The organism is Roseobacter sp. HKCCD6576-2, assembly GCF_013179285.1.
GTDB classification, from domain to species: Bacteria; Pseudomonadota; Alphaproteobacteria; order Rhodobacterales; family Rhodobacteraceae; genus Rhodophyticola; species Rhodophyticola oceani.
In genome coordinates this window covers 1-26,436 of sequence record NZ_WVNW01000018.1, presented here as the reverse complement: position 1 = coordinate 26,436, position 26,436 = coordinate 1, and the positions used below count along the sequence as shown (strand labels likewise).

General features: G+C 59.1%; 22 protein-coding genes and 2 pseudogenes. 5 read left to right on the top strand and 19 right to left on the bottom strand.

The features are described from left to right. Positions 1–540: 540 nt before the first annotated feature. From GTF44_RS22260 to GTF44_RS20520, 5 genes and pseudogenes are all read right to left on the bottom strand, one after another. Positions 541–758: pseudogene (locus GTF44_RS22260) on the bottom strand (carnitine 3-dehydrogenase); the annotation flags it as partial. A 182-nt stretch (positions 759–940) separates the two neighbouring features. After that, positions 941–1,855 (bottom strand): 3-keto-5-aminohexanoate cleavage protein, encoded by a 915-nt coding sequence (locus GTF44_RS20535; protein WP_171563426.1) that lies wholly within the window; start codon positions 1,853–1,855, stop codon positions 941–943. Position 1,856: 1 nt separating this feature from the next. Further along, a complete protein-coding gene (locus tag GTF44_RS20530; protein ID WP_171563423.1) occupies positions 1,857–2,642 on the bottom strand; it encodes a carnitinyl-CoA dehydratase in 786 nt (261 codons plus the stop codon). 1 nt (position 2,643) lies between these two features. Continuing rightward, positions 2,644–4,674, bottom strand: coding sequence for an acetate--CoA ligase family protein (locus GTF44_RS20525; protein WP_171563421.1), 2,031 nt, complete (start codon positions 4,672–4,674; stop codon positions 2,644–2,646). Between the two features lie 48 nt (positions 4,675–4,722). Beyond that, the gene (locus tag GTF44_RS20520) at positions 4,723–5,883 is read right to left on the bottom strand and encodes an acyl-CoA dehydrogenase family protein (RefSeq protein ID WP_171563418.1); all 1,161 of its coding nucleotides are present in this window, start codon (positions 5,881–5,883) and stop codon (positions 4,723–4,725) included. Positions 5,884–5,958: 75 nt separating this feature from the next. Between GTF44_RS20520 and GTF44_RS20515 the strand changes: the two genes are divergently transcribed. Together GTF44_RS20515 and GTF44_RS20510 are read left to right on the top strand one after the other, a co-directional pair. After that, on the top strand, positions 5,959–6,909 hold the full coding sequence (locus GTF44_RS20515) for a GlxA family transcriptional regulator (RefSeq protein WP_171563416.1): 951 nt from the start codon (positions 5,959–5,961) through the stop codon (positions 6,907–6,909). A gap of 138 nt (positions 6,910–7,047) precedes the next feature. Then, positions 7,048–7,574: pseudogene (locus tag GTF44_RS20510) on the top strand (IS5 family transposase); the annotation flags it as partial. 415 nt (positions 7,575–7,989) lie between these two features. Here GTF44_RS20510 and GTF44_RS20505 read toward each other — a convergent pair. After that, positions 7,990–10,299 carry an ATP-dependent endonuclease gene (locus GTF44_RS20505; protein ID WP_216365198.1) on the bottom strand — a complete coding sequence of 770 codons (2,310 nt, stop codon included), beginning with the start codon at positions 10,297–10,299 and terminating at the stop codon, positions 7,990–7,992. 445 nt (positions 10,300–10,744) lie between these two features. Between GTF44_RS20505 and GTF44_RS20500 the strand changes: the two genes are divergently transcribed. After that, the gene (locus GTF44_RS20500; protein ID WP_171562964.1) at positions 10,745–11,197 is read left to right on the top strand and encodes a pentapeptide repeat-containing protein; all 453 of its coding nucleotides are present in this window, start codon (positions 10,745–10,747) and stop codon (positions 11,195–11,197) included. Positions 11,198–11,297: 100 nt separating this feature from the next. Here the strand turns inward: GTF44_RS20500 and GTF44_RS20495 are convergent, their stop codons facing one another. The 12 genes from GTF44_RS20495 to GTF44_RS20440 all read right to left on the bottom strand — a co-directional run bounded on the left by GTF44_RS20495 (position 11,298) and on the right by GTF44_RS20440 (position 21,920). Beyond that, complete coding sequence (locus GTF44_RS20495) at positions 11,298–12,593, bottom strand: DUF4010 domain-containing protein (RefSeq protein ID WP_171562966.1); 1,296 nt, start codon at positions 12,591–12,593, stop codon at positions 11,298–11,300. Positions 12,594–12,688: 95 nt separating this feature from the next. Continuing rightward, complete coding sequence (locus GTF44_RS20490; RefSeq protein ID WP_171562968.1) at positions 12,689–14,359, bottom strand: proton-conducting transporter membrane subunit; 1,671 nt, start codon at positions 14,357–14,359, stop codon at positions 12,689–12,691. Further along, positions 14,356–15,834 carry a proton-conducting transporter membrane subunit gene (locus GTF44_RS20485; RefSeq protein WP_171562969.1) on the bottom strand — a complete coding sequence of 493 codons (1,479 nt, stop codon included), beginning with the start codon at positions 15,832–15,834 and terminating at the stop codon, positions 14,356–14,358. The genes GTF44_RS20490 and GTF44_RS20485 overlap by 4 nt, the downstream gene beginning before the upstream one ends. After that, complete coding sequence (locus GTF44_RS20480; RefSeq protein WP_171562971.1) at positions 15,831–17,360, bottom strand: complex I subunit 5 family protein; 1,530 nt, start codon at positions 17,358–17,360, stop codon at positions 15,831–15,833. The genes GTF44_RS20485 and GTF44_RS20480 overlap by 4 nt, the downstream gene beginning before the upstream one ends. Continuing rightward, positions 17,353–17,643 (bottom strand): NADH-quinone oxidoreductase subunit K, encoded by a 291-nt coding sequence (locus tag GTF44_RS20475; protein WP_171562973.1) that lies wholly within the window; start codon positions 17,641–17,643, stop codon positions 17,353–17,355. The genes GTF44_RS20480 and GTF44_RS20475 overlap by 8 nt, the downstream gene beginning before the upstream one ends. Further along, entirely contained in the window at positions 17,640–18,560 is a 921-nt protein-coding gene (locus GTF44_RS20470) for a hydrogenase subunit MbhD domain-containing protein (RefSeq protein ID WP_171562975.1), read from the bottom strand. Before GTF44_RS20470 ends, GTF44_RS20475 begins: the two co-directional genes overlap by 4 nt. Continuing rightward, positions 18,557–18,841, bottom strand: coding sequence for a monovalent cation/H(+) antiporter subunit G (gene mnhG, locus GTF44_RS20465; RefSeq protein WP_171562977.1), 285 nt, complete (start codon positions 18,839–18,841; stop codon positions 18,557–18,559). Before mnhG ends, GTF44_RS20470 begins: the two co-directional genes overlap by 4 nt. Next, a complete protein-coding gene (locus tag GTF44_RS20460) occupies positions 18,838–19,095 on the bottom strand; it encodes a monovalent cation/H+ antiporter complex subunit F (protein ID WP_171562979.1) in 258 nt (85 codons plus the stop codon). Before GTF44_RS20460 ends, mnhG begins: the two co-directional genes overlap by 4 nt. Beyond that, entirely contained in the window at positions 19,092–19,691 is a 600-nt protein-coding gene (locus tag GTF44_RS20455) for a Na+/H+ antiporter subunit E (protein ID WP_171562981.1), read from the bottom strand. Before GTF44_RS20455 ends, GTF44_RS20460 begins: the two co-directional genes overlap by 4 nt. Positions 19,692–20,010: 319 nt before the next feature. Beyond that, on the bottom strand, positions 20,011–20,385 hold the full coding sequence (locus GTF44_RS20450; RefSeq protein ID WP_171562983.1) for a hypothetical protein: 375 nt from the start codon (positions 20,383–20,385) through the stop codon (positions 20,011–20,013). 235 nt (positions 20,386–20,620) lie between these two features. Next, a complete protein-coding gene (locus GTF44_RS20445) occupies positions 20,621–21,397 on the bottom strand; it encodes an anti-sigma factor (protein WP_171562985.1) in 777 nt (258 codons plus the stop codon). Positions 21,398–21,410: 13 nt separating this feature from the next. Then, a complete protein-coding gene (locus GTF44_RS20440) occupies positions 21,411–21,920 on the bottom strand; it encodes a sigma-70 family RNA polymerase sigma factor (RefSeq protein WP_216365199.1) in 510 nt (169 codons plus the stop codon). 139 nt (positions 21,921–22,059) lie between these two features. Here GTF44_RS20440 and GTF44_RS20435 point away from each other — a divergent pair, with 139 nt between their 5' ends. Both GTF44_RS20435 and GTF44_RS20430 read left to right on the top strand, forming a co-directional pair. Then, complete coding sequence (locus GTF44_RS20435) at positions 22,060–23,094, top strand: DUF2333 family protein (RefSeq protein WP_171562987.1); 1,035 nt, start codon at positions 22,060–22,062, stop codon at positions 23,092–23,094. Positions 23,095–23,134: 40 nt separating this feature from the next. Then, on the top strand, positions 23,135–23,479 hold the full coding sequence (locus GTF44_RS20430) for a hypothetical protein (RefSeq protein WP_171562989.1): 345 nt from the start codon (positions 23,135–23,137) through the stop codon (positions 23,477–23,479). A gap of 336 nt (positions 23,480–23,815) precedes the next feature. Here the strand turns inward: GTF44_RS20430 and GTF44_RS20425 are convergent, their stop codons facing one another. Beyond that, positions 23,816–24,931 (bottom strand): S1C family serine protease, encoded by a 1,116-nt coding sequence (locus GTF44_RS20425; RefSeq protein ID WP_171562991.1) that lies wholly within the window; start codon positions 24,929–24,931, stop codon positions 23,816–23,818. Between the last annotated feature and the right edge of the window lie 1,505 nt (positions 24,932–26,436).

Below are 26,436 nucleotides of genomic sequence, written 5' to 3'. Positions count from 1 at the left end.
TTTGCTTGGACGGATTACTAGCACCTCAATGGCCTGATTTCAGGGGGCTGGGTCAAATGGCTTGTATTTTTCATTCACGGGATCGTAGAGACCGCCAGGGCATCTGCCACCGCCTTCAAAGAAGTCCTGTCACTAAAAGCACAGATCGAAGCTGAAGTCCTTCCGAGGTTCAGTTCTCGCCGACAGGACAATGCCCAACAACTGATGAGGAACATCTACGCTCGGCCAATCGTGGACGTCCGCCAGGTCAAAGAATGGATTGGCAGCACGACGAACACAGCATCTTCCTTGATCAACGACCTGGTAGAACATGGGGTGCTTACTGAGATAACCCAGCAGCGCCGAAACAGACTTTTCATGTTTCATGGCTACGTAGATTTGTTCAGGCGGTAGACCTCGTTCCGTCAGGAGCCATAAGCATACCTTGCCTGAACTCGCCTTGCCGAAGCTCTGGCTCAGTCGATTTGTCTTCTAGTATTAGTGGCAGTGGCAGGAACATCGCTTGCTTCGTAGGAACACTTGTAAATCCCTGACCTAGAGTCGCCTTACCTCGAGACGCTCGGGTACGCTTTCCTGCACCCACAGAGCGCCATCCACAGCTTCTGCGAGCGTGTCAAAGAACAGCAACTTGCCTTCGGCAGGTAGCGCCTTGTCATAGAGCGATGGCAAAAAGCGGCGCGCGTTGTCCAGGACCTCACCAGTCTTACGCTCGGCATGGGGGCGAGATCGAATACGCGCCCATCCCAGCCATTGAGCAGGAACCGCGCGGCTCAACCGCCACCGATTACACCTCCGCCGATGATTGTTGCTGCCTTGGTCATTTGCTTGGTCCTGCTTCTTGAGCCTTATCGCCACGTGCAGCGCGCGCTTTGTGCTCCGGCAGCAGCCAGCCATTTGGCTGGCCCCGTCTATGAGCCCTCGTCGGTTTCTGGTCCGGTACTTAGGCCTTTGGGGGTCGCTTGGTCAGGGCAAGCTTGGCACGAACCTCTTCTGGACCGATCAGCCGCGCGCCCATGTTTGCGATGATCGTGCCGGCACGCTCCACCAGCTGCCAGTTCTCGGCCAGCACACCCTTGTCCAGCCACAGGTTGTCCTCAAGACCCACGCGCACGTTGCCGCCCGCCAGAACCGCAGCCGCCACATAGGCCAACTGATCTCGGCCAAGGCTAAACGCAGACCAGATCCAGTCGTCGGGCACGTTGTTGACCACCGCCATCAGGGTGTTCAGATCGTTGGGCGCGCCCCACCGCACGCCCATGCACAGCTGCACCAGGGCTTGTGGGGCGAGCGTGCCTTCCTCAATCAGCTGTTTGGCAAGCCAAAGATGCCCGGTGTCAAAGGCCTCGATCTCTGGTTTGACGCCAAGCTCGGTTATCATTGCTCCTATAGCCCGCAGCATACCCGGCGTGTTGGTCATCACGTAGTCGGCTTCGGCGAAGTTCATCGTGCCGCAATCGAGCGTGCAAATCTCGGGAAGACACTCGGCCACATGCGCAACGCGCTCCGTCGCGCCGATCATGTCGGTGCTGGCGGCGTTGACCGGGAAGGGACTTTCCACGTCGCCAAAGACGATGTCGCCGCCCATGCCGGCCGTAAGGTTCAGAACGACATCCACCTCCACGTCGCGCACGCGGTCAGTGAGTTCGCGATAGAGTGCGAGATCGCGCGAGGGCGCGCCAGTCTCAGGATCGCGGACGTGGCAATGCACCACTGCCGCGCCCGCCTTCGCAGCAGCAATCGCGCTTTCGGCTATTTGCTTTGGCGAGCGCGGCACATGCGGGCTGCGGTTCTGCGTCCCGCCTGACCCAGTCACCGCGCAGGTGATAAAAACCTCTTTGTTCATCGTCAGGGGCATCTTATTTGCCTTTCCAGACTGGGTCACGTTTTTCGGCAAAAGCGCGGGCGCCTTCGAGTTGGTCTGCCGAACGATACAGCGTTTCGATTGTTTCGAACTGGCTCTTCGTGATGCGGTTCATTGCATCTTGGAACTTCATGTCCTCGGCTTCTCGAACGACTTCTTTGATTGCGGCGTAGACTAGGGGTGGCCCCGACGCGAGAAGTTCCGCAAGCTTGCGCGCTTCAACCATCAAATCGGCGGCAGGATAGATGTGGTTGATCATGCCCCAACGTGCGGCTTCGTCCGCGTCGATCCAACGCCCGGTTAGCAGCAACTCCATAGCGATGTGATACGGGATGCGTTTGGGCAGCTTCACACTGGCCGCGTCGGCGACAGTGCCCGAGCGGCTCTCGGGCAGTGCAAAGCTAGCATGATCGGCGGCCAGGATAATGTCCGCCGACAGCGCCAATTCAAGGCCACCACCACAACAAATTCCATTAACCGCTGCGATCACTGGTTTGTTGAGCCGGCACAACTCTTGCAGGCCGCCGAAACCACCAACGCCGTAATTGCCATCCACAGCGTCACCATCGGCAGCCGCCTTGAGGTCCCAGCCGGGGCAAAAGAACTTTTCACCAGCAGCCGTCAGGATCGCCACGCGCAGTTCAGGATCGTCGCGAAACTTGGTGAACACTTCGCCCATGATCCGGCTGGTGGCCAGATCAATTGCATTGGCTTTGGGGCGGTCCAACGTGACTTCAAGTATATATCCGTTGCGTTCGGTCTTGATGGGAGTATCGGTCATGTCATTCTCCGATCCGAATAAGTGCATCCGCTGCGACAGCTTTATCTGTGCCGCACATCAGAGGGTTGATTTCCACCTCTTGCGGTGCAGAAGCGGCCACATAGGCTTGCAGAGCAAGCACCGTATCAACGATAGCTTCAATGTCCGCGCCGGGTTTCCCTCGATACCCTTTGAGCGACCGCGCCACACGCAAACCGTCCAACGACGCGCGGATCTCCTCTGGCGTCGTGGGCAGCAACAGCGAAACATAGTCTCCGAGAAGTTCTGTGAGCACACCGCCTGCCGCCAAAGTCAGCACATAGCCGTGCAGCGGATCAGCAACGACACCCACAAGAAGTTCGGCAACGGTATCCGTGATCATTTCCTCGACCAAGAAGCTCTCTGTCGGCATCGCGGTGGCCGTCGTCATCACCGCTTTCGCTGAATCAAGGTTGAGAGCAACCGCACCCGCTTCGGTCTTGTGTGCGATCCCTTCGCCTTTGAGTACAATAGGGAACCCGATCTGGGTTGCAGCATCGGCGGCCGCTTGCGCGCTGTCAGCCCGTGCCGAGCCCGGAACTCGAACGCCATGGGCAGACAGAGCGAGCTTGGCTTCAGCCTCTGTCAGCGTTCGTTCCGAGCCGGGTGCGGGCGGTAAAAGCAATGGGGGCGCTTCGCCTGCATCTTGGGCCAGTTTTGCAGCGATATCCATCGCGGCTACGGCGTCGTCCATGCCCGAGAAGGGAACAATCCCCAACTCGACAAGCCGCAGGCTGACTTCTTCCGGCATAGCCTCCTGCAGCGATGCAAGAATGGCCATAGGTCGCCCGGTCGCTTTCTTGGCCCGCGCGGCAGCGACAATAACGGGTTCCCAGGAGGATACATCGCAACGGTCGCTGCGCGGGAAGTCAAGCACCACGCAACCCATGGCGAGGTCACCTTGCATCATCGCGGTGAACGTCTGGGTCAACGCATCTTCATCGCCCCAAATATACGTGTGATAATCGAGCGGATTGGCCAGCGCGACCTTTGGGCCGAGCGCGGCCCGCAAGCCCGTTTGTTGCTCCGTATCCAGCGCGGGGAAGACGAGTGCACTACCATGCGCGCTATCGGCGATCAGACTGGCCTCGCCACCCGAGCAGGACATGGAGGCCACCCGGTTAGACAGCAAGGGACCGGCGATATGAAGCAGCTTCAGGGTTTCTAGCAGCGTGGGCAGCGACTCTGCCTGACCGATGCCGAGCCGATCAAGCAAAGCGCGCGCGCCTGCGTCGCTTCCAGCCAGCGATGCAGTATGCGAGATCGTTGCGGCTTGCGCCTGATCTGATTTCCCAATCTTCAGCGCGACAATAGGTTTGCCCACACGCCGAGCCGTTTGCGCCATGCGCTCGAACGCGCGCAGGTCGTCAACTCCTTCGATATGCAGGCCAAGTGCCGTCACGCGCGGATCTTCCAGCAGCGCGCAAGAGATGTCCGACAGACCTGTTTGGGCTTGATTTCCTGCGGTGACCACGTAGGCGACAGGAAGTCCGCGGTTCTGCATAGTCAGGTTGATGGCGATGTTCGAGGACTGTGTGACAATGGCGACACCAGACTCAGTTCGCACCCCACCATGTTGGTCAGGCCAAAGAGCAGCCCCGTCGAGATAGTTCAGAAAACCGTAGCAGTTGGGGCCGAGCACCGTCATATCGCCTGCAACGTGCAGCAACTCTTCCTGTTTGCTAGCCCCATCAAACGTTTCAGCCTGTGCCTCAAGAAAACCAGATGCAAAGCAAACAACCCCGCCGGTGCCCTTTTCGGCCAAGGCTTGCACCGCTTCGATTGTCAGGTCACGATTGATGCCAATGAATGCGGCGTCGGGCGCCTCTGGTAGGTCTTCGATCTTGGCAAAGGCAGCGACACCGGCCACGGTATCGCGCTTTGGGTGAACAGGCCAGATATCACCGGAAAACCCGATCTTCTGGCACTGTTCGACAACGTTCGCGCACCAGTTTCCTCCGCCGATAACAGCGATAGACCGGGGGCGTAATAGGCGTGAGATACCGTCAGACACTATTCCTCACCGTCTTGTAACTATCGGGTTGGCGTCGAGGCGTACCACTCAGGCGCCAAGCGGCCGGAAGAGGTCGCGGCTGATAATGTGGCGCTGAATTTCAGAGGTGCCGTCCCAGATCCGCTCAACCCGTGCGTCACGCCAGAACCGTTCGATGGGGAAGTCATCCATCAGGCCCATGCCGCCATAGATTTGCAGGGTTGTGTCTGTGACCTGGGCGAGCATCTCGGAAGCATAGAGCTTTGCACTGGCGATCTCGCGATTCGAAGGCATCTCCTGATCCAGGCGCCAGGCAGCGGACAGGGTCAACCAATCGGCAGCATCGATCTCGGTGATCATGTCAGCGACCTGAAAACTCACGCCCTGGAACTTGGCGATGGATTGGCCGAACTGCTTGCGCTCCAGCGCATACTCTACCGCATGGTCGAAACAGCGCCGCGCACGACCAACACAGAACGCCGCCACAGTCAGACGCGTGGTATAAAGCCACTCGTTCATCATGTCGAAACCGCCATCGACTTTTCCCAATACCTGTGCGTCGGGCAGACGACAATTGTCGAAGTAGAGGATATAGTTTTTGTAGCCCTTGTGACTGACCGAGTTGTAACCCTCGCGCACTTCGAAACCGGGCGTTCCGCGATCAACGAGGAAAGTCGTGATCCGTTTTTTGGGACCTTTGGGCGTTTCGTCCACACCCGTGGCAATAAAGACGATGAAGAAGTCGGCGTGCTCGGCACCGGAAATGAAGTGCTTGGAGCCGTTGACCACCCAATCACCACCGTCACGCACCGCGGAGCATTTCATCCCGCGCACATCCGAACCTGCATCTGGTTCGGTTATTGCCAGCGCATCCATTTGTTCACCGCGCACTGCCGGCAGAAGGTACTGTTCACGTTGTTCAGCGTTACAGGCCATCAAGATGTTCTGCGGACGGCCAAAAAAATGCGTCAACGCCATGGAGCCTCGCCCCAATTCACGCTCGACAAGCGTGAAGTCAAAGTGACTCAGGCCTGCGCCGCCCACTTCCGCGGGAAAGTTGCAGGCATAAAAGCCGAGGTCGATGCACTTTTGCTTGATCTCTTCACCGAGCTCATGGGGCACTTGGCCGGTGCGTTCAACTTTGGCCTCATGCGGGTAAATCTCGTTTTCCACAAAGCTGCGGACGGTCGAGACGATCATGTCTTGTTCATCAGTCAAACCGAAGTTCACGGCAGTGCTCCCTTGTTGGTCTGATGCCAGTTATCAATCTTGACTGAAGCGACGATGCGATTTTAGACAAAAGCCATGCGCTTTTGGGCAGGGAACACAGAAAAAACACAGACGGTTGCCGTATTGCTGTTTCCGCGTTTCTCCAATCACTGCTTGGCTAACGCGGTCGAGCCGCTGCGCGCTGCGAATGAGTTTTTGATGCGGGAGGCGTATCGCTGGGACTTCGTAACACTGGACGGGGAGGCTGTAGAATCCTCGAGCGGTTTACCGGTTTTGCCAAGTAGCACTCTTGCAAACCATCCCGGCGGCGATTTTCTCTTTGTTGCATCAAGTTACGATGTCCGGAGTTATGCCGAACAGCGCACCTCGCGGGCACTACGTTCTGCCACCAAGCGGTTCGACACTGTCGTTGGTATGGACACAGGTGCGTGGCTAATGGCGCAAGCGGGATTGCTCGACGGCCTGAACGCGACAATCCACTGGGACGAATACATCGCGTTTTCTGAGACGTTTGCGTCTGTAGAAGCTGTCACCGATCACTATGTCATCGCAGAGGATCGGATAACATGCGGAGGGGCCACGACATCCTTTGAACTCGTGCTAGATCTCATCGCGCGTACCCACGGGGAAGCGATACGGCTGGAAGTTGCCGCGCTCTTTTTCTACCAAAGAGCGCCACTCCAAACGGGTCTACTCAACAAGAAACCCAAATCCGAACTGGTCGGGGATTGCGTTGCGTTGATGACGTCGACGATTGAAAACCCGATGCGGATCAATGCCTTGGCCGAAGAACTCAACACGACGCAGAAGACACTCTCTCGGGCGTTTCAGTTTGAATTGGGCGCACCGCCTGTTGCCGTCTACAGGCGGTTGCGACTGGGCGCTGCAAAACGCTTCGTGACCCAATCCGAATGGACCATCACAGAAATCGCATTGCGATGTGGGTATAAGAACGCTGCGGCTATGACCCGCGCATTTGTAGAGCAGTTTGGCGTGGCACCCAGCCATCTGCGCAAACGACAATGAGGCCGACATCTTTGAGGAAATATGGCATCGGATCGCAAACAGCGTTGTGCTTATAGAAGTGCCTAGTATGTAACTTAGGTCTAGTTGACAAAAGGGGTTCACACTGTGCGATAGGCATGATTCAAGCTGGTATCTGCGATGGAGACCGGCTTGGCACGAGATCTGATGTCGGACGAGGAGTGGGGGTTCTTTGAGCCGTTCATCTTGTCTGTCCGCGCGCCGAATGGGCGCAAACCCACCAACCCCCGCCGTGTTCTTGATGGCATTTTCTGGATTGCCCGCACTGGGGCGCCTTGGCGGGACTTGCCCGAGGAATTTGGGAAATGGTCAAGTGTCTATCGGCAGTTTCGGCGCTGGACACTGGTTGGTCTCTGGGAACTGATTTTGGAGGCGCTGACCGAGAGCCGGCTCGTCCCTGACGCCCTTCAAATGGTCGACAGCACTGTTGTTCGCGCCCATTATCAGGCAGCGGGCGCTAAAGGGGGACTCCACGACAGGGTTTTGGCCGTTCGAAAGGTGGCTTCACGACCAAGATCCACCTCAGGGTGAATGCCGCCGGGCTGCCGATGCGAACGGACATCACGCCAGGCCAGACATCGGACTATCTCGGCTTCGACCTGGTCATGGACGACAACCTGCCGGAACATTTCGTATTACTCGCTGACACGACAAGGGACTTCGACCGCCAGGTCGCCGTCCTGGAGTTCGGCAGCCCGGTGACCGAGGCTGTGGGATAAGTCTGTCCGGGAAGGGGTAATCTCGACCAGCACCAGATTTGTGCAACGGATTCCTGTGCGTTGGTCAACCACGCGCTCGACCGGAATGACCTCGCATCGCTCTCCGATTCCACCCGATTTTATCTTGTTTGCTTTTGCGACGTTGCGAAAGCCAAAAACAGTGGCAAAACAAATGTGCCCCACAGGCATGACCCGACCCTCGGCGGATTGGCGATGCGACGCCTTATCGAACCTGGATTGAGTTCTCGCTGCCGATCTTCTGAAGGGCTGGTAGCCATTGAGTCGACTACGAGAAAGGCCTCGGCTGGATTTTTGTTTTGCCCGATCCAGCCGAGCGGGGGTATCACAGCAACCGACCACAACGAACGGCATTGTGCTCTTGCGATCCCTCTTCGCCACACGAGATCAGCCTGCCCATCAAGTGCTCCCAACTCTGAACAGGGAAACCGGACAGCTTTTTCGCATCAGTGAGAAGGAGGCGAGCGCGGACACGATTGGCGAGTTGGAACCTCCAGTCTGGATCAAGCGGGATACCTTCTTCGGCCACCCATGCTTCGACCTGAGCGACCAGTGGAACGCCCGAGACAGCGTAGTCCACAAAGAGACGATCCGGCCGTCGCTCGACCCGATCCACCAACGGTGCGACGAGATCGAAGCCGACGACATCCTCGATCTGCGTCCCGTCAAACTCGGTGACATCGTCCAGACAAACAATGCGTTCCGGAAAGTTGGCGTGAGTGGTTGCCAGGAGTTCCTTTGCCTGCGTTCGGCCATCTCTGGTCCCATCAAAGACAACAGTGGGTAGGCCGGTATCCTCGCCCGCAAGCAGCGCAGCCATGGTCTGCATCACACGCGGCCCTGTGGCCGGCGCGAAGATGATCTCACGCTGCGGTCGCAATCGGCCAGCAGCCACAAGGAGCGTCTTCATCGCGGAAAGATAGATCTGATCGGCCCGGTTCCCAACAAGCACGGGTCGCGCACCCCCAAGTACGGCTTCTGCCACCGCAATATTGAGGGCGGCACGCACAGCGAAACCGGCGCCGCGCTTGCTATCGGAGCCCTCTGCTACGCCCAGATCGCCGCTGACCCGCGTCGAGCCATCTCCCTCAACGAAGACTTTGCGCGCGCGTTCAAGGCGGTCCGCATCTACGAGGAACGGCGAATGCGTCGTATAGACGATCTGGTTCGTTTTGGCGAGCCCGTCGAAAAAGGCCGACAGATCGCGCTGCGCCAGCGGATGCAACGAATGGCCCGGTTCGTCAAGCAACAGCACGGCGTTGTGATGTTCGCCGCGGCTCTCGTGCAGGAACACGAGGAAAAAGCTGAGGAACCATTGCAGGCCGGTTGATCGGTTCTCCAGCTCGACCTCCTGCGGACGGCGAGAGTCGGCGACCCAGATACGGAAATGGTTGCCATCGGCTTCGAAACGGAAGCGGTAGTCGCCCTGTTTCCACCACTCTGCAAAATGCGCCGTGAGTTTGGTGCTCGCCGACTGGAGCAGGATCGAGCGGGTTCTCTTCGCTTCGGCGATGTCGGCGAGCACTTGTGCGTTGGGCCCGTTCTGCAGGTCATGCGACCGCTGGAAGATGTTAATCATGAGGCCGGTCTTTCCTCCGGAGGCGAGGATTTGTGCCTCTGCTTCATCGCGGATATCGCGAAAGTCGCGGCCCAGTTGCAGAACTTCCTCCGCTTCGAGGCCGACAAAGCCGAACAGAACGCGTAGTGTTCGCGCCTTGGCCGCCTCTTTGGCACCAAGATCGGTCCGCGCCATGTTCTCAACAACATGCGGCAGGTAGATTTCGGAGTCGAGGTTTCCGTAGTTCGAGTAGTAGACGAATGCGGGCATCCGGGAGAGGACGGCATCGCGCACGGTGTCGATTTGGCCGGGATCGGGTGCCAGGACACCGGCCATCCGTTTGCCCAGGTCTTTCCGAAGCTTGCGAAGCTCTGCGACGACGACCGAGGTAGCCGGCGGATCTGCCGGGATCAGCGCCGCGACCCGGTCGCGAAGTCGGATCAGATCGTTGGCCGATAATTGAGAGAGGCCATTGAGGTCCGAGCTCATCTCCCGGAGCAGTGCAACCGCAGCAGCGTGCAATTCGGTCTGGGTGTCTGGGGGTGTGGTGGCGGAAATCGCCCGACCTGCTGCTCCGATGGCCTGCGAAACGGCGGCGCGATCATCGTTCTTGCGCGGGAGATGAAGTGGAAAGCTGACGGTGTAGCTTCCGTCATAGCTGCGACCGATGCATACGGTCGCGGCAGCTTCGACTGGGATCTTGGCCAGTTCAGCCAGTGTACGGGCTTCGCTGCCAGTGTCGAACTCGGCCGTCACGAACTGAAAGTCCCGTGGGTTGGCGCGAATTGTTCCGAAAAGCGCCTTGGGGAAGTCCGATGTAGGGTCAATGCTGCCTCCACCGGCCGGGTTCATCTTCCAGAGAGGCAGGAGCAGGTTCGTCTTGCCCGACTCATTCACGCCGATTAGCGCGGTAACGTGATCGAGATCGAGGTAGCCGGAATCAGTAACCGAGCGGAAGTTTGTGACGCGATAACGGCGCAGCGTAAAACCCTGGCGGGTCTGAGCGATCCCAGCTCTGGTTTTCTCCGCAATAGGTGTTGCGGGCGCGGCTGGTGCTATCATTCGATCCTGGTGCATCGTTTTCTCCTCTCTCGGTTTTTGCCTCTGCCGAGGTGATCATCGGGCCGCCGGTTGCGGATGCAGCCTTGCGCGATCAAGGACAAGAACGTGCGAAGTGCGTTATTCATCCCGACGTTTTCGGCGTGTATGATGTTGTCGCGTTCATCTGCCTTCAGAGCGCGCTTCTGGGACGACACAGACACTGGCAACCCGGACCGGCTTGCTCTCCCAAGAGTGACTTGGCGCTGGACGGTCTCGACGCGGTTTCTGAGAAGACCCAAAGCGATTCCACTTTGCGGCCCTCAGAGAACCTGTAGCGCGACGTCGAAACCTAAGCCCAATCACAGTGTGCCCGACGGAATGTGCCTTGGACGTACTTGAAAGGTTTGTCGTCTCAATCCCATATCGATGCGGACGACAGCGCCTTGTATCGAATGGCCTTTGTAGTAAAGGATGAACCGCCATGTTTCCTCTAATGCGAGGTGTCGTTCTCTTGACCGCGTTTGTGACGGGGGCTCAATCGACCATTGCGGATGAAGGCGATCACCACTCAGGTGAGATGCGGATGCTCGGAGACTGCTCTGGCTGTGTGATCCATGACGCTGATTATTCGGATGCCAGGCTGGCGGGCATTGATTTCACGGGAGCGGAGTTGACCGGTGTGCGTTTCGATCGAGCGTCCATGTCGATTGCCGTTTTCGATGGAGCGACACTCGATGGTTTAAGCTTCGAGGGCGCAAACCTGCAGGGCGCGAGTTTTGTGGAGACCCATCTTCGGAATGTGTCCTTCCAAGACGCCGACTTGGAGGGCGCGGTCTTCGAAAACGCTGTTCTGTCGGAGACCGACTTGTACGTCGCGGAACTCTGCAAGACGCAACTGCCTGACGATCAGATGGTGACCAGAGATTGCAACTAACCAATATGCGTCTGGTGCTGTCCAGCGTGCAGAGAAGCAGCTTTTTTCATTAGCGATCGAGGTGCTCAAAGGCAGCCCTGTTTCAGCCATTACCGGTTGACTAAAGGCGGACTAAGCGAAGTAGATCAACGACCCACAATGGGGGATCGTCACTCAGCCACCAGGCAAACCACAGCGCCGAAAGCTGGACTACAAGCCCGCCGGCGACGGTAATGCGGAAGCTGCGTTCTGGGCTTCTAAGCGCCACTCCCATACGGATGAACGTATTTGCAGTCAAAGCAGCGGCCAGAGGCAGAATCCCGTCGACGGCTTGGATTTGCTCCGCCGCGACAAGTGAGGCAAGTGCTACGGCCGCTGAGTTCGTGCTCACCAATCCAGCAAGTGCTACGGTCGCGAGGATTCCCGCACCGCCGAGAAAGTCGTTGAAGGTCGCAGATACCAGCATCACCATCGCCACGATAAGCGCGAACCCTACCGAGTTTCGAACGGAGAAGATCTGAGATGGCAACTCCCAAGGAACCCGCGCGGCGTCATCCTTTAGCGCGAAGAAGAGGCTCACCATCCCATGCAGCCCTGCCACGAGGCCAATCCCAAGGAGCATCGGCAGCCCTGCGGTGAACATGGCTGGGCTAACGATCAACAGGATTATCGCGATCTGAGCAAGTGATGAGAGCGACGAAAGCGTCGCTCCGGTCGCGGCGCTGTTGGCGTCGCCAGGGTTTTCGCCGGCGCGCCGCCCGAGGACGGCGATCGTCGCGGTGCTGGATGCGAAACCTGAAAGGAAGCCGCTAATCGGCAGCCCGAACCTAGGACCGACGACTCGCGTTGCGATGTGGCCCGCGGCACCAATCAACATCACAACTACGATAATGACAAAGAGCGAACGTGGATTTAGCGCACCGCCCGGGCCGATAGCAAGGTTGGGCAAGACCGGCAGAATGACGAGTATTGCCACACCGAGGATTAGTCCCCCGCGCAACTCGGCGGCGGTCAGAATCTCCCGGCTGAACCCTCGTAACGCATCGCGTGCGGCCAGAAGGGACGCGATGACCACACCAAGCCCTGCCGCCAGGAGAGCGGTTTCCGTGGCGATTGCTCCCAACAGTACGACCGCGATGAGCGCCAAACTCGTCGTCATTCCGATGTTGAAGTCGCCTTGCTGCACCACCAGCACAGCGCGCAGTGCCGCGACGGTGGCTATGGCGACGATCAATAGCGGCACCCCGCCCCCGATCATGCTGATCGCGCCGATAAGCGACGCCAGCGCGAACGTGCGCACGCCAGCCGACGGATCATTACCTGTGTTCTGCGTGCTTCGTTCACGCTCTATTCCGATGAGCAGCCCGATACCCAAGGCCTCAATCAGCGCGAAGAATGGTTCAAGATCAGTTTCCACGGGTGGACCGTAGGCTCAAGGATGCTGACAGGCAATCTCGGCACAGAGCCTCAGCAAAGAAACATGGCCTGCACCGAGCCGCACCTCCCGACCGATCACCCTCCGATGAGTGTCGGCTCAAGTGGTACCAGCCCGACAACGATCAGAGTGGCTGCCACACAGAGCAGTGCGAACCCTCCGTAGCGTCCGATTTCAGGAATTCTGCGTGTCAGCAACGCTCGGTTGCTTTGGTTCAACTGCTGAAGTTGCAGTGAAGCGATGGCCGACTGCCGACTCGATCCGCGATAGAAAAGTGCAAGGATCTCTCCGGGTGGGATTTCACCGGCCCGAATACCGCCAATCCGAAGCAGCGCCAGGACGATGGCTGCTAGAGCCAGACCCACCGCAACCGGCATGAGGTCCGACAGTGGATCTGTTGGGAGCGGCCCTGCCTCGAACGGGAAGAGCCACAGTCCCGCACCCGCGAGGACCACCGTCGCCGCCCATGGGAGAGCAAGCGCACGTGACATAGTTGTCTTCTCAGGCTGGCGGGCAAGCAGGACAAGGAAACGGGTCATGAGGAGCGTGGTGCCGGTGCTACCTGCAACTAGGATAGGATAGAGCCATACCGACCAGTCTTCAGGGCCGGCGGCCAGTGCGGCGGAAACCTCGGATTTCGCCAGTGCGCCACTTGTCCACGGGGCGGCAGCGAGTGCCGCCGCCGCCAAGGCCAGCGCCGTCAGAACCAAGATGCGCTGGTGCGCGCTGCGCATGCTCCAGAACGCAGGCACACCGAGGAAGAGTGCCGCCTTGGCGAAGGCGTGATGTGCCGCGAACAGAGCGAGAGCCGTCCCGATCGCGGGCCAGGCCGCTGGCGCTGCCAGAGCGACGCCTATAGCCGTTGCGACCAGTCCCATTTGACCAACGCTCGAATAGGCAAGAACCGCCTTCGGGTTGGTTTGCGTCACACCGATCAGCACGGCAACAAGGATCGACAGCGCCCCGCAGACGATGAGGGCGATCGCCGGACCGGGAAGCGCGACAAGCCCGAGCGGTAACACAACCGCCATTCCGAAGAGACCCGCCTTGATCATCGCCCCGCTGAGAACGGCGCTTGCCGGAGCCGGAGCGGCCGCATGGGCCAAAGGCAGCCATAGATGCAGTGGCACAACACCCAGTTTGATGCCGAAGCCAAGAAGAATGAGGGCCGTGGCGAGCCAAGGCTGATCCGCCACGGCCATCTCGACCAGGAGCGTTGATCCGGCCGAGGCAGCTGCCAATGCGAAGCCGGCGAAGAGCGCAAGCTCTCCGGCAACCGCAAAAGCGATATAGGTTCGGCCCGCAAAGCGCGAGAACTCGGTTCGTTCGTGAAGCACGAGCCCCCAGGAGGCGAGGCTCATCATCGCGAAGAAGGCATAGAAGGACATCGCATCCGCGGCGACGACAAGCCCCAGATTTCCTGCCATCGACAGAAGAAACAAAACACAGAACCGGGATCGGTACGGGTGATCCCGAATATAGATCATCGCCGCCGCACCGGCGGTCGACCAAAGGAGTGTTGTGAAGAGGAGAAAGTCTGCGCGCAGCCCGACGGTCTCAAACCGGGCACCGAGGCCAAGCCAGGGCAGGTTCACCGTCATTGGCGCGGACAATGCGACCACCAGCGCCAGCAACGGCGCAAGGGGCAGCACCGCCATCGCAAGCGGTCTCAGCGGGCGTATCGCGAAGGCGAAGGTCAGCGCCAGCGGCACGGCCGAAACGAGGATCAACAGCAGAGGGGTAGTCATGAGTACTCCATCCGAACAATGAACTCGGTCCAGCCGAGCGGAGTGAAGGGCGCATTGGCCAAAAGGCCTGCGAGAACGACGAGGGCGCCGGTGGCGACGGGAGGTATGAGAAGCATCCAGCCCAGTCGCCGGGATATCGGCGGGATTTCTTCCGGAATCGGCCGGAACCAGGCCCGGTGGAGGATCGGCAGGAAATAGCAGGCATTGAGCAAGCTGGATAGGAGGAGCACGGAGATGACCCAGGTGTCGCCCGCCTCGATCCCTCCGGCGACGAGGTACCACTTGCTGACGAAACCGGCGAGCGGGGGGATGCCGATCATGCCGAAGACAGCGATCGTGAATGGTACCATAGTGCCGGGCATCAGGTAGCCGAGCCCATCCATTTGGCTGATTCTCTTGATGCCCCGCTCCTCAGCGAAATTCCCTGCACAGAGGAACATGGTGATCTTCATCAGACCCTGATGGATCAGATGCGCCAGCCCGCCGACCGCCGCCAGAGGTGAGATCACCGCGACGCCGAGGGTGATGTAGGACACTTGGCTCACAGTCGAGTAGGCGAGCCGACGCTTGAGATCATCCTGCCCCAGAGCCCGGATCGAGCCGTATACAATCGTGGTTGCCGCAGCTGCTGCGAGCGGCGTTGCAAACCCAAGATCCTTTGTCAGGTTCACGCCGTAGACATCATAAACGATACGCATGATCCCGAACGCTCCCGCCTTCACCACAGCAACGGCGTGCAGAAGTGCGCTGACCGGTGCCGGCGCTACCATGGAGAGGGGCAACCAGGAATGCAGCGGGACCAAGGCCGCTTTCACGCCGACACCGGCGACAAGCAGGACAAAAATGATCGTGAGCGCGATCTCGTTGCCCTGGACGACGCCCGACAGCACGCCCCGCGGCGTGAATGGCGCGTTTCCCGCGATAGTGTGGAGCCAGACAACTCCGACCGTCAGCACGAGCCCCCCGCCCAGCGTGTAGAAAAGGTACTTGCGCCCGGCGCGATGGGCCTCTGCACTGCCCCGATGCACGACGAGCGGATAGGTGGCGAGCGTCAGCGCCTCGAAGAAGATCAGAAACGTGAACAGGTTGCCCGACATCGCGATGCCGACTGTTGCAGCGACGCAGAGGCTGAAGAAACCAAAGAACCGGCTGCGGTGATCTCCAGCCTCAAGGTATCCGACGGCGTAGATCGTGGTCAGCAGCCAGAGGACCGCGGACAATGTCAGGAACAGGATCGAGAGCGCATCGGCCTGGAGCACGAGGTCGAGGCCGGGCAGAATGGTCAGGCGGTTTTCGAACTCGGCACCGCCTGCGACAGCGCGTGCAAGCCAGATCACAAGCCCAACCTTCAGAAGCGCAGCTCCGATGTTGATGCCTGTCCGAAGACGTGCGGCGCGCTCGGGAAGCAGAAGGATCACCGGTGCAATCGTCAGCGACGTTAGCAGGATGAAAAGCGGCAGGAAGTCTTCGATCATGATGCAGCATCCAATGTTTCGGGACGGTCGACTCCTTCGGTCATGGTCGTCAGGCCCCCGCCCACCTCAAGAAGGCCGAGCGGCCCTGCAGCGCCGAGGCCAAGGAGTATGGAAAACGCGACAAGGCCAAGCGCGATGGCATCACCTCGGTGCCAAGTCTTTTCTGGACCGACAACAGTCCGGGTGGATTGCAAACTGCGGGAGACGACGCGCCAGAGATAAGACGCGCTGAGCGCCGTGCTACCGACAAGCACGCCGAGCCATAGCCAAGCCTCAGCGGTGAGCATTCCCTGCAGTAGCAGCCATTTGCCGACAAAACCCGCAGAGGGCGGCAATCCGATCAGACTGACCGCCGCGATAGCAAAGGCCAGGATAGCGGGTGCGGCCGCGCTTCCGGCGCGGTTCAAGCCAGCGATCCTGTCATGTCCCATGATGTCGGCCATGCGGCCCACGGCGAGAAACATCGCTGCCTTGGCAACCGCATGGGCCAGCATTAGGATAGCCGCGCCCTGCCAGGCGAAACCGGCCTCCTCGCGCCCGGCGATTGCGAACGCAAGCGAGATCAATCCGACCTGCGCGACGGTTGAATAGGCGACAAGTATCTTCAGTCGCCGCGCCCTCAGCGCCTGTACCGATCCCCAGACGATGGCGATTGCTCCCATCGCACCGATAACGATACCCGCCATGCCGAGCTGCGGCCCGACCGACACCCAAAGCCGGATCGCGATATAGAGCGCGGCTTTGACCACCAGCGCCGACAGCAAGGCGCTGGCGGGGGTAAGTGCGCTGGAATGCGCGGCCGGCATCCAGAAATGCAAAGGAAACAGAGCCGCCTTCACGGCAAGTCCTGCCATGAGCAGCAGCAGTGCCAGCAGACCGGTTGCGCTGTGCTCGGGCGAGGTTATGACAGCAAGATCGACCCGACCATAGGCCACATACAGAAAGCCTATACCCAGCAGGAAGAGAGCGCTGCCGGCAAGACCTGCTAGAAGATAGCCAAGAGCGGCCCGCAGCGCTGCGGGCTTGCCGCCGAGCGCAGCAAGTGCCACGGCCGTTAGGCTGACGATCTCGATCGCCACGTAGAGGTTGAACACGTCCTGCGACAGAAAGAGTGCATTCATGCCGCAGATGAGTGTGAGCCAGATCGGCCAGTAGTGAATGGCTAGCTGTGCATGAGCACCACCCTGCCGACATTGTGTGGTGTTGCCGAAAATCGCGTCGGCGTAAAGGCTCACGGCAAGGCCCACGCCCGCCGTCATCGCGATCATCAGCGCGGCGAAACCATCGGCCCTGAGCGTGATACCGAGCGGCGAAGCCCAGCCGCCGAGTACAACCTCGACGGGCCCGGCGCTCAGCGCGGCAATCAACCCTGTCGCGGCAACAGCGGTCAGAAAGGTGCCCAGAATGCCAATAGCGCGTGCGGCGCGCGGAACGAAGGCGGATGCCACAGCCGCAAAGAGGGGACCGAAGACCAGCGCTGCGATCCAAATAGCTCCGTCGACTTTGGACGGTAAGAGTTCAGTCATCGTTTTCCGTCTCCGCTTCGTCGATGCGGCGAACAAGCACGAGTCCCACCGCTGTCATCGCGACGATGACGACGATGCCTGTCAGCACGAAGGCCTGCGGGACAGCATCCGGCGCAACCTCCGGCCCGCGATAGGCAGAGGCGATCAGCACCGAGCCCACTCCGGCAGAAAGGACATTGATCGCAACCAGCCGACGTACTAGCCCGGTCGATACAGCGATCCGATAGAGACCGATGCCCACAAGGAGGGCGCCGGTCACTGCAAAAACCACATCACCACTCATCCTTCGCCTCCTTTCGGCAATCCCCCGTGGAACAACACCGCGAGCACGACGCCGATCGAAACTGTGAGAGCGGTTTCGATACCCACGATCCAGATCTTGTCCATGCCCTCGGGATACTGCAGCAGCCCACCCGTAAGAATGAGCGTGCCCACGGCGGCACCTGCGAAAACAATGAGTCCGCCCATGGCCAGCCATCGAAGCAACACGATGTGGAAGTGCCGAGGGATGTAGACACGCCCCATGAGCAGCACGCTCAGACCCGCGGCCAGCACCGCGCCGGCCTGGAATGCTCCACCCGGCCGCGAGGACCCGAGCCATAGAAGATAGGCGGCGGTCACGATGGACAGCGGGACGACCAAGCGCGCGAATGGTTCGAAAAGCGGTCCGAGCCCTCGATGCACATAACCCTGCCGCGCACCAATCATGATTACCGCAAGAAGGGCCGCCAACAATACGACGACTTCGAGAAGAGTGTCATAGGCGCGGAAGTTCAATAGCACGGCAGTCACGGGGTTCGTCACTCCGCTTTCATCCAGATTGACCGCAACCAGCGCGTCGTAGCCGTCAGCAGAGCGTGGAAACGCGACAAGCGCGGCGCTGAGCGCCACGGCCACCGTCGCTGCGAGAACCGCGGCGGAAACCCGGAGACCCCAGCCAGCCGTCTCTGGTTGTTCCGGTCGACGCAAGAGTCCGATCGTGCGGAGAAAGAGCGCACCGGTGACGCCGGCCCCGACGGCCGCTTCGGCCAAGGCGACGTCAGGCGCATTGAGCCGAGCCCAGGCCAGCGCGACCAGAATGCCGAAGGCCATGAAGGCAACAATCATACGAAAAGACTCAGCCGACGCGAGGCTTGTCCAAGCCATCCAGATAATCCCGGCAGCGAGCACGATGTCGAAGACGATCAAAGGATCGGTCATTGCTCGTCCTCCAATGCATGACGGGCGATGAGATGCCCGCCCGTGGCGCTTGCCAGAGCTACGAGTAGCCAGATCAGCAGCAGCTTGCCGACGATAAACGCATCCGCAGCGATGAGCCCGGCACCGGTCAGAACCAGTGCAAGTCCCAGATTGTCGGCCTTGGTCAGCGCATGAAGCCGTGAGTAGACATCCGGGAAACGCAAGAGCCCGACTGTCCCGGCGAGAAAATAGAAGCAACCGGCGACGATCAGCGCGGTGCCCGGGATCTCTTCCCAGCTCATTTCTCGTTATCTCCTCTGGCATTCGCCACGAATGTCACAAGCGCGATCGCCGCGAGGATGGCGAAGACCAACGCAACGTCGGCGAATGCAGGCCGATCGAGGGCGACCGAAAGCACCACGAGGATCGCAACGGTCGTGCTGCCCGTAAGTTGGGCAGCGAGCATCCGGTCCGCTGCCGTGGGCCCTTTTATCACCCGGACGAGGCCACCGAGAGCTACCAACAGAAGGAAGGTTGCAATGAAGCTTAGGATCATGGTGCACCTTTTTCGTGAACTCGGAATAGAGCCGCGATCCTGTCTTCGATCTCTCCAAGGCCAGGTTCGGCGGTACTGTCCAGAAGGTGAATGGTCAGTCGATCATCTTCGAGCCGTGCCGTGAGTGTCCCCGGCAGAAGCGTGATCGCGTTGGCCAGGAGCTGTCGTGGCGCGCCTTCGGGCAGTCTGGTGCACCACTCGATGAAGGCCGGTTCTGGCTGGAAGAACGGGTTAAGCGCCTTTAGCGCCACATCGGTTGCACCGACCACGGACTGCCAGCCAAAGTACCCGGCAAACCGCACTGTGGCAGTGAACGATCGAGAGTAAGAAGGCGTCGTGGGAAACAGTAGTGTGCTCGCCGCCGCCACGATGACGGCGGGCCCGCCGATCACCCAGCTTGCCGTGTCGCCCGGGTTCAGCACCCACCAGGTGACCGCGAGGGCAACGCCTGTTATGACAAAGCGGCGGGTCCGGCCTCTGGCCTTGCTACCTGCCTTAGGATCGCTCGCGACCGCTTCTTCGGTTGTGGGCGAGCTGCCAGCACTTGGAATAGTGCTCGCGACCGGTGTTCGCTTGAACGCTTGCTCGCCCCGCATCTTTCTTCGGACCTCAACGGCAGCGAGATGTCGCTGTGATCGTCAGTCCGACATCACAACCGGCTGCCGTCGGTTGCCAGAGGGGCCCGGACCTCTCTCTAAAATGCGCAGGAGCAGGACTTCCCGTCTCGAGGTCATTGCGCCCGCATCTGACACAAGAACGCGATTGAACGTGATCTCATCCCACATGATTTTGTTTTTTCGCGAGGTGAATCGGAAATACCTGGAAATAGCTCGGGTGTTGATAGAAGAAACCGGGCCGCTGAGATGTGCGGCCCGATTGATCAATTGGCAGGATATCTCTGGAGTCGTCACAAGGTTACGGCTGGGGAGCAGCTCCCTCCCTGTTGGCCTCCTCGCTCGGCGGTGGATTTGGAGTCCCTGAAACATAGTACCAGATACCCGCCATCACGACGAGTGCGCCAGCGGCGAATTTGATCCATTCAACTCCCGCAAGCGGTATGAATGGCGCAATTGCGATCAGCGCGCCAAGTGCGATGAACCCAAGCGGGTCATAGGAGCCCGGGCGAAGAAGGCGCTTCACCGCGATCATGGCAGTAAGCATGCCGAGAAGAAGTGCGATGAACGTCGTCTCGGGTGTCAGGGCGATGAATAAGGGAGAAATCCCCACAAAGGCGCCCACGACAAGTGCGAGCAGCGCGGGACGATTTTGTTTAGACACGATGTTCTTCATGATCGGGTGTCCTCCAAGGCTGTTTCTGGTCCAGGTGAAATGCGGCGCAGGCGATCGGGCCACTCACAGCAATCACAACCAAAGAACGTTTGTGGAGAGCAATTCATCCCGAGAGAGGAGAGATTCCGGATTGAGTGGGTTGTTCTGCCGACTATCTGGGCTGTCGAAGAGAAATAGTCGGCCATCGCGGCGCCCAACTATTCCGAACCCTTCTTCCCTTAGTGCATTTCAGTGCTTAAGGTGACAAGAGTCCTGCAACCAATAGCGGGTCGATTGATCCGGCCTCAGAGATAACTGCATAGTCGAAGTCAGCATGACGCCAGTATCCGACCTGGCTATCGGGATACTCCACGACCTCGATATCCATCAGCGGTTCGCCCTGCGGATGCCTCGTCAGAACGAGCGATAGTCGCTCTCCCGAACGCCCCTCATACACATACTGCACGAGCGGTTCTGCCCGCGAACTCATTACGCGCGCTCCCACAAGTTCGATGCCGAGCGATGAAAGGTCCGGCTGGGGATACGAAACACCGAACCTGGTCGACAGCCATTCCAATGCATCTGGAAGTGCCGCAGCCGCAAACTCCACTGCATACTCATTGTCTGATGCGAAAACCGAATGCGCTCCAACGGCGTCCTGCACATATTCCGGAAAGCCAAAGGACGCGGGTTCCGTTTGACTATGGCCCCACCAGCCAAATGCCACAAGGGCACAGGCGGCGGCCAGCTGCATCGGCCATTGCGGAACAACAATGACGCGGGATGGCCCACGGCTGCGTTTGCCCAAGGACTCGGTCAATTGCTGTTCCAGAGCGGCAGTCCTGAGATTCGCCGGCCCATGAGCCAAATGACTCGCGGCTTCCTTGATGAGATTGTTTTGCTGAGCGAGTGCATCAAACTGAGCGCGGAGGTCAGGATCGCCGTCCATACGCGCTTCCAATTCGGCTGCCTCATCCGGGCCTAGCTCGCCGTCGATGTAGTGATACAGTTGATCTTCATTGATAACGGTCATTTCCTGATATCCTTCAGCCGACGACCCGAAGTTTCGATCTCTTCTTTCCGTCCATCATCTCACGGAGTGCGGCTCGGCCTCTGCCAAGGCGGCTATACAACGTGCCGGCCGGGATGTTGAGCGCCTCAGCAGCCTCAGCATAACTCATACCTTCCACTGCGATGAGGATGATCGGCTGCCTCTGTTCAGACGGAAGCTGGTCGAGCGCATCAAGCACCTCCTGCACCTCGATCCGAAGGGTCGGGTCGGGTGTGGTGACTGGTTCCGGCAGGTCTGGTTTCGCGCGCTCGCGTACTTGCAGCTTGCGCATGTCGCTGATGTGTGTGTTGTGCAGGATCCTGAATAGCCAGACACGCAAGTCCGTGCCCGGTTCCCATTGGTGGGCAGCCGCAATTGCCTTGGTCAGGGTTTCCTGAACGAGATCCTCGGCCGAATCCGGATTGCGCGTCAAGACAAGCGCATAGCGACGTAGACTACCTACGTGTTCGTGCACCTGCGCGCCCATGTCGTTGTCTTGTCTCATCGGCACTCCTTTCTGACCAACTCTGCGGCAAACGCGCGACAGAGCGTTTTCATCCCAACTTTTTTCCCGGACTGAAGACGAATGTGCCGGATGAAATCCAGACTGCGGGCGTTCTTTGTGCATTCAGATGGAGGCGAATATGACAACTTCAAGTTACGCCGCTTCTGGCGGAATAGGCTCAAGCTTCGCGCTGACGATGGTCGAACCAGGGCTCGGTGAAATGAAGACCCGTAGATCGTTTTGGGCTCGACTGCGCTCTCCGATCGGTCGTCGGCTGCTCAAGCTTGTTGTTGTTGCGATGGTGTTGTCGACAACCGTGAAGTGGACGGTGCTCGCACCGATGATGCACGAGATCGACGCCAATGTTGAGTTTGTGCCTGCGAATGCTCCCGAAGGTAGCAGTGCGGCAGTCGCTATGGCGGCCGGTCTGATTGATCGGGAGATCAACGACCATGGATGGACGCCGAACGACCCCTGGTTCTTTCCAACAGCGCCGCTGGACAACATGCCGAACTTCCAACGCGGCGTCATGCGGGCCACGAGCTGGTTTACTATCGAACTGCTCGACCAGATCGGACGTATAAGGGGCGCCGGTGCAAACGATGGCGATCTCGAAAGGGCTGCCGGCCTTCTGCAGTTCCCGGCGGATGTCTGGATAATCGACCCGGACACCTCTTGGCTGCCGACCGCGACGAGCGAGGAGCAGTACCGGTCTGCGGTGATGCTACTGCAAAGGTACAATGAGCGGGTAGCCTCCGGCCAGGCCGTTTTCGAGCTTCGCGCTGACGCGCTTGCCACGACTCTTCGTCAGATGTCGGTCGATCTCGCGTCGCAGGCAGCCCTGATTGATCGCGTGACGAGCGTGGATCGCCGGTTCATCGACACCTCCGCCGACGACCTGTTCTATCAGAACAAGGGCATGCTCTACGCATATTACATGATCCTCAACAGCCTCGGCGCGGATTTCGAGGGGCTGATCGGGGAGCGGACCCTCGGGCTCGGGTGGGCCCAGGCGCTGGAAGACCTGCGCAAGGGATCACAGTTGCAGCCGCTGTTTGTCCTGAATGCCGACAGCGATCGCAGCATCTTCGCCAATCACCTGATGCTGCAGGGCTTCTACATGAAACGTGCGATCCTGCAACTCGAAGAAGTTGTAAACGTGCTGGTCGTCTGAAGGGCGACCGGCGTCAAACATCACACAGGAGGAATTCGAGATGACCCTGATGCATTCCGACCACGGACCCGCCGAGCTCGTGTATGCGGCGTCTGCGAGAATCGGCCTTGTAGGACGTTGCCGCCAGACAATTCGGCAATGGCAGCTCGACCGGGATCTTGCTGCGATCGTCGCCGCACTGGCGCGGCTTTCAGACCGGCGCCTCGCCTTGATAGGAATGCGTCGGGACGACCTGATCGGTCACGTCGAACACATGATGGATGAAGTTGAGGCGGGTAGAAGGATCGAAAGAGAGGTGCTGGAGTTTCTTGCGGAACAAGGTGACAAGTTCCAGGATCATCATCCGGCGCCTGCGCAGACTGCGGAAATCTGTCGGATCGGCTAATCTTGGGAAAACCCTGCACAGCACTCTCCCCTCTACGGACCGAGCTTGCCGCGAGTCCGGATCATGCGGTGCCGGGTCAAGCATCTACGCTTCGTTCGTTGCGCGTTCCGACGTGGGGGGTGGCCAGCTGTGATCTGCGGGCATCTTGGCGGACCGCTCAGAGATGTCGCGTTCGTGTTTGCGGGATTTGTCTCTATACTTTTGGGGCGGTTCTTCCGAATGACAGCGTTGGGTGCGCTGATCTCGGCTTACGTCACACCGAAGGCGGGGAACTGGGCATCAACGCGATTGAAGCGTTGCTCTGACACCGAATCCGTATCATCTGCAAGGCTCAAGTCACGACGTTAGAGTAACGGAGACAGCTATTCGTTCGCCCTCTCTGATGACCCCCAACTCTATCGTCTCGCCAACCGAGTGGCGGTCCAGCGCCTCTTGGAGTTCCGAGCTGTCTTCGATGGGTTCGCCATTCAACGAGACTATTACATCACCAAGCGCGATGCGTCCGTCGGAGGTGACCTGCGTAGGACGTAATCGAGCGCGTGCCGCTGCGGTGTTAGGAACGACATCAAGAATAAGAACCCCTTCTTGGCCCGCTTGGGAAAGAAATGCGTCGCCCCGCGGGTCGAAGCGGATGCCAAGTTGAGGTGGCGCATATGACCCCGTCGCGACTAGTTGCGGAACCACGCGGTTGATTGTGTCAATCGGAACAGCGAAACCGATGCCAGCGCTTGATCCCGATGGGCTGTAGATCGCCGTATTGATGCCGATGAGGCGACCCGCACTGTCGATTAGTGGCCCACCAGAGTTGCCGGGATTGATAGCCGCGTCGATCTGGATCAACCCTTGGATCGCTCGTCCGTCATCGCCCGGGATTTCGCGGTCGAGCGCGGATACGATGCCGGTAGTCAGCGTCCAGTCGAGGCCAAACGGATTGCCGATGGCCAACACAGCCTGTCCGACGCGCAGGTCTGCGCTTGTGCCGATCGGGATGGGCAGCGGACGATCGACCCCCACACCGACCTGTAGCACGGCCAGGTCGTGCTGTGGTGCGGCCCCGACCAGTTGCGCGGAAAACGCACGCCCGTCCGCCAGACGTATAGTCGCCGAACTCGCCCCCTCGATGACATGGTAGTTCGTCACGATATGGCCCAAGACATCCCAAACGAAACCGGATCCATTGCCGTGCGGCACGTGGTAGGCGTTGCGCGTCCAAGGATCCACCACGCGTTGAGCAGTCGTGATGAAAACCACGCTATCCTTTGCTGCGTCGAAAACCGCGATCGTGCTTTCTTCGGCTAGCGACAGGTCGCCGCGCGGCGTAATCAGGCGTGGCTCGGCGGACTGTTCGAAGAGTCTTGCTTGCAGAAGTGGAATGCTTTGCCATGTGAGAATGACGATCAGCACGGCCGCTGTGACGGACCACAAACGCACAAGGAAGGAACTGGTCATCATTCGTCCTTTGCCCACGGCGATGGCCCTTTCATGGACATCCAGTTCGAGCCCTTCGCTTGGTTTCTGCTTTAGAGACACGCGAGCCACGGCACACGTGCCTGAGCGTTGAGTTCAGCCTTACCGGAACATGTAATTAGACACGAGACAGAACTCAATCAGCGGTTGGTCAAGAATAAACTCAACTTGAGACTGGTTATCGACCTTTTCAATGCCGAGACCCGGGCAGTCCTTTTCGGACACCATGCTCCAGCACGCCCCAAGCAAGAATGGACCGCACGTGATGACCCAAATCACAGAAGATCACTCCCTTGCAGCACCCGAGATTAGTGAAGCGAGATCTGGGTGAAGGAGCAGTAATCGCTCAATTGCTCGGCGATGATGGCCGACGGTCGTGGGTTGGCCTTATAGATGGGAAGCTGGCGCGATGGCATTCGATGAGTTGGCGATGGCCGTGACAACTCGTTCGTTGATCAAACGCTTGATGTTGAGTTTCTGTCAGAAGCGCGATCGTCAAGTAGCGCTGCATTTGTCGAGCCTCTAGAGAGAACGCCAGTGCAGACGCAAACGTACCCCATCGACTGTGCGATCCTGTTATGTCTTCCGGCGGATGGCCGACTTCTGTTCCGGGCTTCAGAGCTCGGGCAGAGTTCATCAGACAAATCACGCCCGGGCCCGCTGAGCCACCCCTTCAGATTTTGCGATGCCCGATGGTAGCTTCGTACGGAGTGGGGAGGGGCGCATCAGACGCATACCGCTTACACGACGTTTGTTTGAGATGACCATCCCCCCTGCCTCGCAATCAATACCGGTTGAGCCCCATACGCTTCAATCAAAGCTCTCGGTCGTAAGAGATTCAGCCGCTGCAGCGGGCGCGCTCATTCAGGATTTGATACTGCAGTTGGTCCAAGGCCGGAGCGACATTTACATCAGCGAACCAGAGTTCGATCCGCGTCTATGACGTGCGCTACGCTGGCAACGGGCATCCGGGCGCGATGGAATCTGTACCCGAAATGCGTTCGCTATGCTCGGCAGCTATGGGGTGCAAGGCGATTTCTCATGGAAGCGATCATCCGTAGGCGCTCTGCCTGAAGCACACAATGGGTTTGAACGATGGCGCGACAACTGCTCATCGGTCTATCATCGTTCTGTATTTGTGAGCCGGCGGGACTATAGAGGAATTACGGGTTCGACAGGTGAACTACTAGTTGCAGCCCCCTACCCTACCCACTGTTCGAGCGGCAGCCAGGCCGTGTTGACAAAAAGAAAGCCTGACGGATGCAGGCCCCTCCATAGTGGTTATCTATCCAAATATAGGATTGAGGTATTTCCGGATACGGTGGACGGGTTCTAATGATGGATCAAGATTCGATTGGTGACCCCTGAGTGCTCGATGAAAACCCGCCAATATCTGCAATTAATTCAACCTCTTGCTTGCGGTTTGTGTGGGCGCGCCGTATCATCGGTTCATCGGTTCATCGGTTCATCGGTTCATCGGTTCATCGGTT

Coding starts and splice junctions, on each gene's coding strand:
- GTF44_RS20535 (WP_171563426.1), bottom strand. CDS start 1,855: ATGCCCCTGACGATGAACAAAGAGGTTTTTATCACCTGCGCGGTGACT.
- GTF44_RS20530 (WP_171563423.1), bottom strand. CDS start 2,642: ATGACCGATACTCCCATCAAGACCGAACGCAACGGATATATACTTGAA.
- GTF44_RS20515 (WP_171563416.1), top strand. CDS start 5,959: ATGCGCTTTTGGGCAGGGAACACAGAAAAAACACAGACGGTTGCCGTA.
- GTF44_RS20505 (WP_216365198.1), bottom strand. CDS start 10,299: ATGCACCAGGATCGAATGATAGCACCAGCCGCGCCCGCAACACCTATT.
- GTF44_RS20500 (WP_171562964.1), top strand. CDS start 10,745: ATGTTTCCTCTAATGCGAGGTGTCGTTCTCTTGACCGCGTTTGTGACG.
- GTF44_RS20490 (WP_171562968.1), bottom strand. CDS start 14,359: ATGACTACCCCTCTGCTGTTGATCCTCGTTTCGGCCGTGCCGCTGGCG.
- GTF44_RS20485 (WP_171562969.1), bottom strand. CDS start 15,834: ATGATCGAAGACTTCCTGCCGCTTTTCATCCTGCTAACGTCGCTGACG.
- GTF44_RS20480 (WP_171562971.1), bottom strand. CDS start 17,360: ATGACTGAACTCTTACCGTCCAAAGTCGACGGAGCTATTTGGATCGCA.
- GTF44_RS20475 (WP_171562973.1), bottom strand. CDS start 17,643: ATGAGTGGTGATGTGGTTTTTGCAGTGACCGGCGCCCTCCTTGTGGGC.
- GTF44_RS20470 (WP_171562975.1), bottom strand. CDS start 18,560: ATGACCGATCCTTTGATCGTCTTCGACATCGTGCTCGCTGCCGGGATT.
- mnhG (WP_171562977.1), bottom strand. CDS start 18,841: ATGAGCTGGGAAGAGATCCCGGGCACCGCGCTGATCGTCGCCGGTTGC.
- GTF44_RS20460 (WP_171562979.1), bottom strand. CDS start 19,095: ATGATCCTAAGCTTCATTGCAACCTTCCTTCTGTTGGTAGCTCTCGGT.
- GTF44_RS20455 (WP_171562981.1), bottom strand. CDS start 19,691: ATGCGGGGCGAGCAAGCGTTCAAGCGAACACCGGTCGCGAGCACTATT.
- GTF44_RS20450 (WP_171562983.1), bottom strand. CDS start 20,385: ATGAAGAACATCGTGTCTAAACAAAATCGTCCCGCGCTGCTCGCACTT.
- GTF44_RS20445 (WP_171562985.1), bottom strand. CDS start 21,397: ATGACCGTTATCAATGAAGATCAACTGTATCACTACATCGACGGCGAG.
- GTF44_RS20440 (WP_216365199.1), bottom strand. CDS start 21,920: ATGAGACAAGACAACGACATGGGCGCGCAGGTGCACGAACACGTAGGT.
- GTF44_RS20435 (WP_171562987.1), top strand. CDS start 22,060: ATGACAACTTCAAGTTACGCCGCTTCTGGCGGAATAGGCTCAAGCTTC.
- GTF44_RS20430 (WP_171562989.1), top strand. CDS start 23,135: ATGACCCTGATGCATTCCGACCACGGACCCGCCGAGCTCGTGTATGCG.
- GTF44_RS20425 (WP_171562991.1), bottom strand. CDS start 24,931: ATGATGACCAGTTCCTTCCTTGTGCGTTTGTGGTCCGTCACAGCGGCC.